Source organism: Micrococcus sp. KRD070 (assembly GCF_017168435.1).
In the GTDB taxonomy this organism is placed as follows: Bacteria; Actinomycetota; Actinomycetes; order Actinomycetales; family Micrococcaceae; genus Micrococcus; species Micrococcus luteus.
Genome location: NZ_JABFNH010000015.1, coordinates 38,868 through 45,646, shown reverse-complemented (window position 1 = coordinate 45,646; position 6,779 = coordinate 38,868). Strand labels below are relative to the sequence as shown.

Here is a 6,779-nt window from a genome sequence, read left to right as displayed (position 1 = left end):
GCAGGGCGGTCGCCCGCCCGGACGCCCCTTCCCCGCGGGCGACCGCCCTGCTGTTCGCGCTCGCGGTGGCCGCCGGCTCCGTGATGCCGCTGCAGGGCCGCATCAACTCCCGCCTCGCCCACCTGACGGGCGACCCCGTCCTCGCCGCGCTGTGCTCCTTCGCGGCGGGCCTGGTCGTCATGGTGCTCGTGAGCGTGCTGACGCCGCGGGGCCGCCGGGGCCTGGCCCGCATCCGCCCGGCCCTGGCCGCGGGGTCCGTGCGCCCGTGGTACGCGGTGGCGGGCGTGATCGGCGGGCTCCTGGTGCTCACCCAATCCGCGACGATCGGTCCCCTCGGCGTGGCTGTGTTCACGGTCGCCGTGGTCACCGGGCAGGTGGTCGGCGGGATGGTCGTGGACCGGCTCGGGCTCAGCCCCGCCGGGGTGCAGCGCCTGACGCCGCGGCGCCTCACGGGGGCGGCGCTCGCCCTGGCCGCGGTCGCCCTCGTGGTGTGGCCCAAGCTCGGCGAGGCCGGTGGCGGGCCCGGCTGGGCGCTGCTGGCCCTGTTGCCCCTGTTGGCCGGCCTGGCCACCGCCGGGCAGCAGGTGTTCAACGCCCGTCAGACCACGGCCTACGGCACCGCCATCCCGGCGACCCTGGTCAACTTCACCGCCGGTGTCCTCTTCCTCGGGATCGTGTGGGGCGGGATCACCCTGGCCTCCGGCCACGGCATGCCCGCGCTGCCGCACGACTGGCGGCTCTACCTCGGCGGCCCGCTGGGGTGCGTGTTCATCGGGGTGGGCGCCATGGTCGTCCCGCGCCTGGGTGTCTTCGCCGCCACTCTCGGCCTGGTCTCGGGCAACCTCCTGGGCTCTCTCGTGGTGGACCTGGTGGCCCCCACCGACGGATCCGTGGTCACCATGACGACGGTGCTGGGGACCTTGGGCGCCCTCGCCGCCGTCACGCTCGCGTCCTGGCCGGCGCGGCGCCGATAGCGCCGCCCGCGGCGGCAGGCCGCCGTCACCGCCCGGGACTCAGGCGCGGGCCACGGTCCCCTGCCGCCCGTGCCGGCGTCCGTGCATCACGAAGTAGTACCCGGCGGCGATCACCAGCACACCGGCCAGGGCCGCGTACATGGCGCCGTAGCCGGCCGAGGCCACGAGCCCGCCGAGGAGCACGGGGCCCAGGCCCAGCCCCACGTCCGCGAACAGCATGAGGGTGGAGATGCCGGCGCCGAGCTGGTGGGAGGGCACCGCGTTCACGGCGATCGCCTGGGCCGCGGGCATGAGCGTGCCGTAGCCGAGGCCGCTCAGCGCCCCGGCCAGCACCACGTGCCCGTCGCGCGTGGCGAAGGCCAGCACCAGGAGCGCGGCCGTGAAGCAGAGGAGCGCCGGGTAGACGACGGCGTCGTCCCCCCGGCGGTCCTGCAGGGTGCCCAGGGTGAGGCGCATGACGAGCATCGCCGCGGCGTAGGCCAGGAAGAAGAGGCCGGCGCCGGCTGTGAGCCCGCGCTCCACCGAGTAGGCGTTCAGGTAGGTGAGGATCCCGGCATAGCTCAGGCCCACCAGCAGCATGAAGCCGCTGATCGGCAGCACCGCCGGGTGCAGCACGGAGCGCAGGCGGAAGCCCACCGCGGGGGCGGGGTGCTCCAGGGGGGCCTCGCCGGCGGCGCGCTCGCCGTCGACGCCCGCCGCGGCGGGCGCCTCGCGCACCAGCAGGCCCAGCACGAGGCTGACCACCGTGATCCCCAGAGTCGCCCGGAACAGCCACGCGTAGCCGATGGAGCCGGCGAGGAACAGCCCCAGGGCGGGTCCGATCGCGGTGGCCAGGGTGGTGCCCAGCGCGAGGTGGCCGGTGGCCTCCGCGCGTCGCCCGTCGGGGATGGCCGCCTGGGCCAGGGCCATGACGGCGGTGCTGGCGAAGGCGTAGCTGGCGCCGTGGAGCATGCGCACCGCCACCAGGGCCGGCAACGAGGAGGCGACGAGGTAGAGCGTGCAGGACAGCGCGACGGCGACCAGGGCCACCACCAGGACGCGGCGCTTGCCGAAGCGGTCCACCACGTGGCCGGTGACCACGCGGCTGAGGGTGGCGCCGATGACGAAGGCGCTCGAGGCCAGCCCCGCCCCGGCGTCCGAGGCGGCGAACTGCCGGACCGCGTACACGGCCATGGTGGTGACGAGGGCGTAGAACGCGAGGAACTGGAGGAAGGAGACCACCCAGGCGAGGACGAAGGTGGGGGAGGCGATGCGTTCCTGCTCGGCGATTTGCATGATGCAAAAGGTAGCATCGTTTGCATGATGCAATCATCTGAGGGGGCGTGGGTCGACCCGGTCCGCGGGATCATGTACGAGCACATGCTCCTGCTGCGGGTGGCCACGCAGGGGGTGGCCCCCTATGGCCGGTCGAGCGCGCTGGAGCGCAGCGCCACCGTGCTGCTCGCCCGCCTGGAGGCGGGCGGGGCCATGAGCGTCGCCGAGCTGGCCGAGGCCTTCGACCTCGACGTCTCCACCGTCCACCGGCAGGTGGCCGCCGCCATGAAGGCCGGCCTCGTCGAGCGGGTGGCGGACCCCGACGGCGGCTCCGCCCGGCTGCACCGCCCCACGGAGGAGGGGCGCGCCCGCCTCGCCGCGGAGCTGAGCTCCCGCGCGGACAACGTGGCGCAGATCGTCGCCTCCTGGCCCGCCGAAGACGTCGTCGAGTTCAGCAGGCTCCTGCGGCGTTTCAACGAGGGGGCGGAGGAGCGCCGGGGCCACCCGTGGCCCCGGCCGCATACGGGCCCCGGTGCGGAGGACCCCCGGCCCTGAGCGCCGCGCCCGCCCTCAGGCGCGACGGATGCGGGCGGCCAGCGCGGCCGATTCCGCCGGGTCCAGCACGGCCGCCGGATGCGGCCCCGCCGCGGCGAGGCGCTCCGTGCAGCCGGCCTCTCCCAGCGGCGCCCCCGCGGCCAGCACGACGTTGCCCCAGTCCAGGCGCTCCAGCATCCCCTGGTCCGCGAGCGTCCACGGGCCGGGCACCCCGGCCTCGGCGGCCGCCTTCTCGAGGGCGCCCAGCTCGGCGCCCAGGAAGCGCAGGCCGGCGTCGTCGCCGATGTTCACCAGCAGCACCCCGCCCGCCGTCAGCAGCTCGAGCAGCTCCCCGTAGAACACGGCGCCGCGCAGGTGCTCGGCGCCCTCCTCGCCGGTGCCGATGTCCAGCACGACGGCGTCGAACCGCTCCCCGTCCATCGCGAGGTCGACGGCGGCCAGGCGCGCGTCCGCGACCACGGAGACGAGGTCCGTGCCCGCCGGCAGGGGCAGCTCGGCGAGCACGAAGGACACGAGCTCCCGGTCCAGGTCGACCACCGTCTGCTCCGAGCCGGGTCGGGTCGCCTGGAGGTAGCGCGGCAGGGTCAGCGCGCCCGCGCCGAGGTGCAGGACCCGCACCGGCGCGCCCGCCGGAGCGACGCCGTCGAGCACGTGGGCCATGCGGCGCAGGTACTCGTAGCGGATGCGAGCGGGGTCGGCCAGGTCCACGTGGGACTGGACAGCCCCGCCGATCTCCAGGACGAACCCGCCGAACTCGTCGGGGGCGATGCGGGCGTCCACGCCCGACGTGGACAGGTGGACGGTGCGGCCGGAGGGGGAGGGCTGGGCGGGCTGGGCGGGCATGCCCCCCAGCATCCCACCCCTCAGTACGCTGGACGGATGAGTCAGAACGTCCTCACCGTCGACGGCGCCGACTGGTGCCGCGACTGCCTGCGCACCCGGCGCCAGAAGGACATCCCCGTGGTCGTGTTCCCCGACGGCGACCACCAGGTGGAGCCGACCAACGAGGAGACCGCGGCCAAGCTCACCGCGCTGGGCCTGATCTGAGATCGGGGGCCGCTCCCCGAGCGAGCCCCGCCGACCCTCTCGGCGGGTGCGCATCGGGGTCTACGCTCTCCCCATGGAGCACATCGACGAGACCGCCCTGCCCGCCCCCGAGGACCGCGTCGTGTCCGCGACCCACCACGTCGACGCCCCGGCCGGCGTCGTCTTCGAGCTGATCGCGGACCCCTCCCGCCAGCCCGAGTGGGACGGCAACGACAACCTGGCCGAGGCCGCCCCCGGGCAGCGGGTGACCGCCGTCGGGGACGTGTTCGTGATGACCCTGCAGAAGGGCGTGGACCGCGCGAACCACGTGGTCGAGTTCGAGGAGGGCCGCCGCATCGCCTGGAAGCCCTCCGAGGTCGGCGGGGAGCCGTTCGGCCAGCTGTGGCGGTGGGAGGTCGAGGGCGACGACGAGGGCGGCTGCCGCGTCACCCACACCTACGACTGGACCGCCCTGACCGACCCGAAGCGCATCCAGAAGGCGCTGCGGACCGGAGAAGAGCAGCTCCGCGCGTCGATCGACCGGCTCGCGGACCTCGCCGAGCGTCAGGACTGAGGGCAGGCGACGCCCGCCGCCGTCACGCCGCCCCGCGCCGCCGTCAGCGGTTGAGTCGCTCGCCGGTGTCGGCGTGGAACAGGTGCACGCGCTCCGGGTCCGGGACCACGTGCACCACGGACCCCTTCTCCGGCGCCGTGTAGCCCACCGTCCGCAGGGTGATGAGCCGCTCCTCGCCGCCGATCGTCGCGTGACCGTACACGTACGCGTCCGCGCCGAGCTCCTCCACGGTGTCCACCTCCACGGGCAGGCCGGCGGCGTCGTCGCTGATCACCAGGTTCTCGGGGCGCACGCCGAGGTCCACCGTCGTGCCGGCGTCGGCCAGATCCTCCCGCGGCACGGGGATGACCGTCTCGCCCCAGTGCACGCCCTCGTGCGTGGCGGGCATGCGGAAGATGTTCATGGCGGGGGAGCCGATGAACCCGGCGACGAACACGTTCATCGGGCGCTCGTAGAGGTTGCGCGGCGTGTCCACCTGCTGGAGGCGGCCCTCCTTGAGGACCGCCACCCGGTCGCCCATGGTCATGGCCTCGGTCTGGTCATGGGTCACGTACACGGTGGTGGTGCCCAGGCGACGGGTCAGGTTGGCGATCTGGGCGCGGGTCTGCACGCGCAGCTTTGCGTCCAGGTTGGAGAGCGGCTCGTCCATGAGGAACACCTGCGGGTCGCGCACGATCGCCCGGCCCATGGCCACGCGCTGACGCTGGCCCCCGGAGAGGGCCTTCGGCTTGCGGTCCAGGTACTCGGTCAGGTCCAGCAGCTTTGCGGCGTCCTCGACGCGGCGGCGCCGCTCGTCCGCGGGGACGCCGGCGATCTTCAGGGCGAAGCCCATGTTGTCCGCCACGGTCATGTGCGGGTACAGGGCGTAGTTCTGGAACACCATCGCGATGTCCCGGTCCTTGGGGTCCACGTCGGTGACGTCCCGGTCGCCGATCAGGATGCTGCCGTGGGAGAGCTCCTCGAGGCCGGCGAGCATGCGCAGGGAGGTGGACTTGCCGCAGCCGGAGGGGCCCACGAGCACGAGGAACTCGCCGTCGGCGATCTCCAGGTCGAGGGAGTCGACGGCGGGGCGGGGGGAGCCGGGGTACTGGCGGCTGGCGGAGCGGAAGGTCACGGAGGCCATGGTGGGGTTCCTTTCACGGGCAGGTACGTGCCCCTGGGGACGGGAGGCGGGGGATGGTCGGGGAGGCCCGGGTCTCGGCCGGGTGTCAGGTTCAGAGGTCGAGGCTCAGCGGGCCGGCGGCGGCGCTCACGCAGGTCTGGATCAGCTCGCCGGGCTCGCCGTGGACTTCGCCGGAGCGCAGGTCGGTGACCTGGCCGGAGCGCAGGGGGGTCAGGCAGGCGTGGCAGATGCCCATGCGGCAGCCGGACGGGGCGGCGACGCCGGCCTCCTCGGCCACGATCAGCAGCGGCACGTCACCGGGAGCGTCGGCCTCGGCGTCGGCGTGCTCGAACACCACGCGGCCGCCCGCGCCGGCCACGCCCGCCGCGAAGTCCGCACGGAAGCGCTCGATGCGCAGGTCCTCGCCGGCCTCGCGCCGCCAGAGGTCCTCGGCGTCGTCGAGGAACTCGGCGGGGCCGCACGCGTAGGCGGCCCGGTCGCGCCAGTCGGGGCAGAGGCCCTCGAGCTGTGCGGGGGAGGAGAGGTCGAGGCGGCCCGTCTCCGCGGTGTGGTGGTGCACCACGCGCAGGCCCGGGAACTGGTCGGCCAGCTCGGCCAGCTCCTCGCGGAACAGGGCGTCCTCGGGGGTGCGGGAGGAGTGGATGAGCACGACGTCGGCATCCCGGCGCGTCGGCACGAGCGTGCGGATCATGGACATCACCGGGGTCAGGCCCGAGCCGGCGGTGAGCATGAGCAGTGGGCGCGGCTCGTCCGGCAGGGTGAAGTCGCCCTCGGGGATGTCGAGGAAGAGGACGTCGCCGGGCTTCGTGTGGCGCACGAGCGTGCCGGAGACGAGGCCGATGTCGGACACCGTGATCTCCGGGTCCGCGCCCGCGGGGGCGGAGAGTGAGTAGGAGCGCCACTGCCGCACCCCGTCCACGTCGACGCCGATGCGTGCCCACTGGCCGGCGTCGTGGGCCCGCCAGCCCGGGCCCGGGCGGAAGGCGATGGTGGCGGTGCCGGGCGTCTCGCGCGTCACGGAGGTGACCACGCCGCGCAGCTGCCGCGAGGAGTGCACGGGGTCGAGCAGGCTGAGGACGTCCTGCGGGGCGAGCGGGTGCAGGAGCGTCGACGCCAGACGGGAGAACAGAGACGGGCCGACCATGGCTCCAGTCTATGGCTCGGCATGCCGCAGTTCTTCGTCTTCAGCGTACGATCTGGGCCATCACTTCATCGCGAGGAGACAAGATTGAGTGTGACGCAGACCACCCCCGCCCCCGACCTGTCTCTTATA

The 6,779-nt window shown here is 74.1% G+C and carries 8 protein-coding genes; 4 read left to right on the top strand and 4 right to left on the bottom strand.

The window, feature by feature from the left end:
• Positions 1 to 974, top strand: a 974-nt coding sequence (locus tag J1M38_RS04855) for a DMT family transporter (protein WP_241246482.1), incomplete at its 5' end; no start/stop codon positions are given.
• 39 nt (positions 975 to 1,013) lie between these two features.
• Here the strand turns inward: J1M38_RS04855 and J1M38_RS04850 are convergent.
• Positions 1,014 to 2,249 carry an MFS transporter gene (locus J1M38_RS04850; RefSeq protein ID WP_206481381.1) on the bottom strand — a complete coding sequence of 412 codons (1,236 nt, stop codon included), beginning with the start codon at positions 2,247 to 2,249 and terminating at the stop codon, positions 1,014 to 1,016.
• A gap of 24 nt (positions 2,250 to 2,273) precedes the next feature.
• Here J1M38_RS04850 and J1M38_RS04845 point away from each other — a divergent pair, with 24 nt between their 5' ends.
• Positions 2,274 to 2,783 (top strand): MarR family winged helix-turn-helix transcriptional regulator, encoded by a 510-nt coding sequence (locus J1M38_RS04845; protein ID WP_206481380.1) that lies wholly within the window; start codon positions 2,274 to 2,276, stop codon positions 2,781 to 2,783.
• A gap of 15 nt (positions 2,784 to 2,798) precedes the next feature.
• On the opposite strand, the gene J1M38_RS04840 is transcribed toward J1M38_RS04845, so the two are convergent.
• Positions 2,799 to 3,626, bottom strand: a complete 828-nt coding sequence (locus J1M38_RS04840) for a spermidine synthase (protein WP_206501187.1) — start codon at positions 3,624 to 3,626, stop codon at positions 2,799 to 2,801.
• A gap of 36 nt (positions 3,627 to 3,662) precedes the next feature.
• On the opposite strand from J1M38_RS04840, the gene J1M38_RS04835 reads away from it, so the two are divergent.
• Both J1M38_RS04835 and J1M38_RS04830 read left to right on the top strand, forming a co-directional pair.
• A complete protein-coding gene (locus tag J1M38_RS04835; protein WP_160311879.1) occupies positions 3,663 to 3,830 on the top strand; it encodes a hypothetical protein in 168 nt (55 codons plus the stop codon).
• A 73-nt stretch (positions 3,831 to 3,903) separates the two neighbouring features.
• A complete protein-coding gene (locus J1M38_RS04830) occupies positions 3,904 to 4,383 on the top strand; it encodes an SRPBCC family protein (RefSeq protein WP_044659343.1) in 480 nt (159 codons plus the stop codon).
• Between the two features lie 43 nt (positions 4,384 to 4,426).
• Here the strand turns inward: J1M38_RS04830 and J1M38_RS04825 are convergent, their stop codons facing one another.
• Positions 4,427 to 5,506 carry an ABC transporter ATP-binding protein gene (locus J1M38_RS04825; protein ID WP_041104133.1) on the bottom strand — a complete coding sequence of 360 codons (1,080 nt, stop codon included), beginning with the start codon at positions 5,504 to 5,506 and terminating at the stop codon, positions 4,427 to 4,429.
• A 91-nt stretch (positions 5,507 to 5,597) separates the two neighbouring features.
• On the bottom strand, positions 5,598 to 6,650 hold the full coding sequence (locus tag J1M38_RS04820; RefSeq protein ID WP_206481548.1) for a ferredoxin reductase: 1,053 nt from the start codon (positions 6,648 to 6,650) through the stop codon (positions 5,598 to 5,600).
• Between the last annotated feature and the right edge of the window lie 129 nt (positions 6,651 to 6,779).

Excerpts from the sequence above, each read along its gene's own strand:
- J1M38_RS04825 (WP_041104133.1), bottom strand. The coding sequence starts at position 5,506 with ATGGCCTCCGTGACCTTCCGCTCCGCCAGCCGCCAGTACCCCGGCTCC.
- J1M38_RS04820 (WP_206481548.1), bottom strand. The coding sequence starts at position 6,650 with ATGGTCGGCCCGTCTCTGTTCTCCCGTCTGGCGTCGACGCTCCTGCAC.
- J1M38_RS04835 (WP_160311879.1), top strand. The coding sequence starts at position 3,663 with ATGAGTCAGAACGTCCTCACCGTCGACGGCGCCGACTGGTGCCGCGAC.
- J1M38_RS04845 (WP_206481380.1), top strand. The coding sequence starts at position 2,274 with ATGATGCAATCATCTGAGGGGGCGTGGGTCGACCCGGTCCGCGGGATC.
- J1M38_RS04830 (WP_044659343.1), top strand. The coding sequence starts at position 3,904 with ATGGAGCACATCGACGAGACCGCCCTGCCCGCCCCCGAGGACCGCGTC.
- J1M38_RS04840 (WP_206501187.1), bottom strand. The coding sequence starts at position 3,626 with ATGCCCGCCCAGCCCGCCCAGCCCTCCCCCTCCGGCCGCACCGTCCAC.
- J1M38_RS04850 (WP_206481381.1), bottom strand. The coding sequence starts at position 2,249 with ATGCAAATCGCCGAGCAGGAACGCATCGCCTCCCCCACCTTCGTCCTC.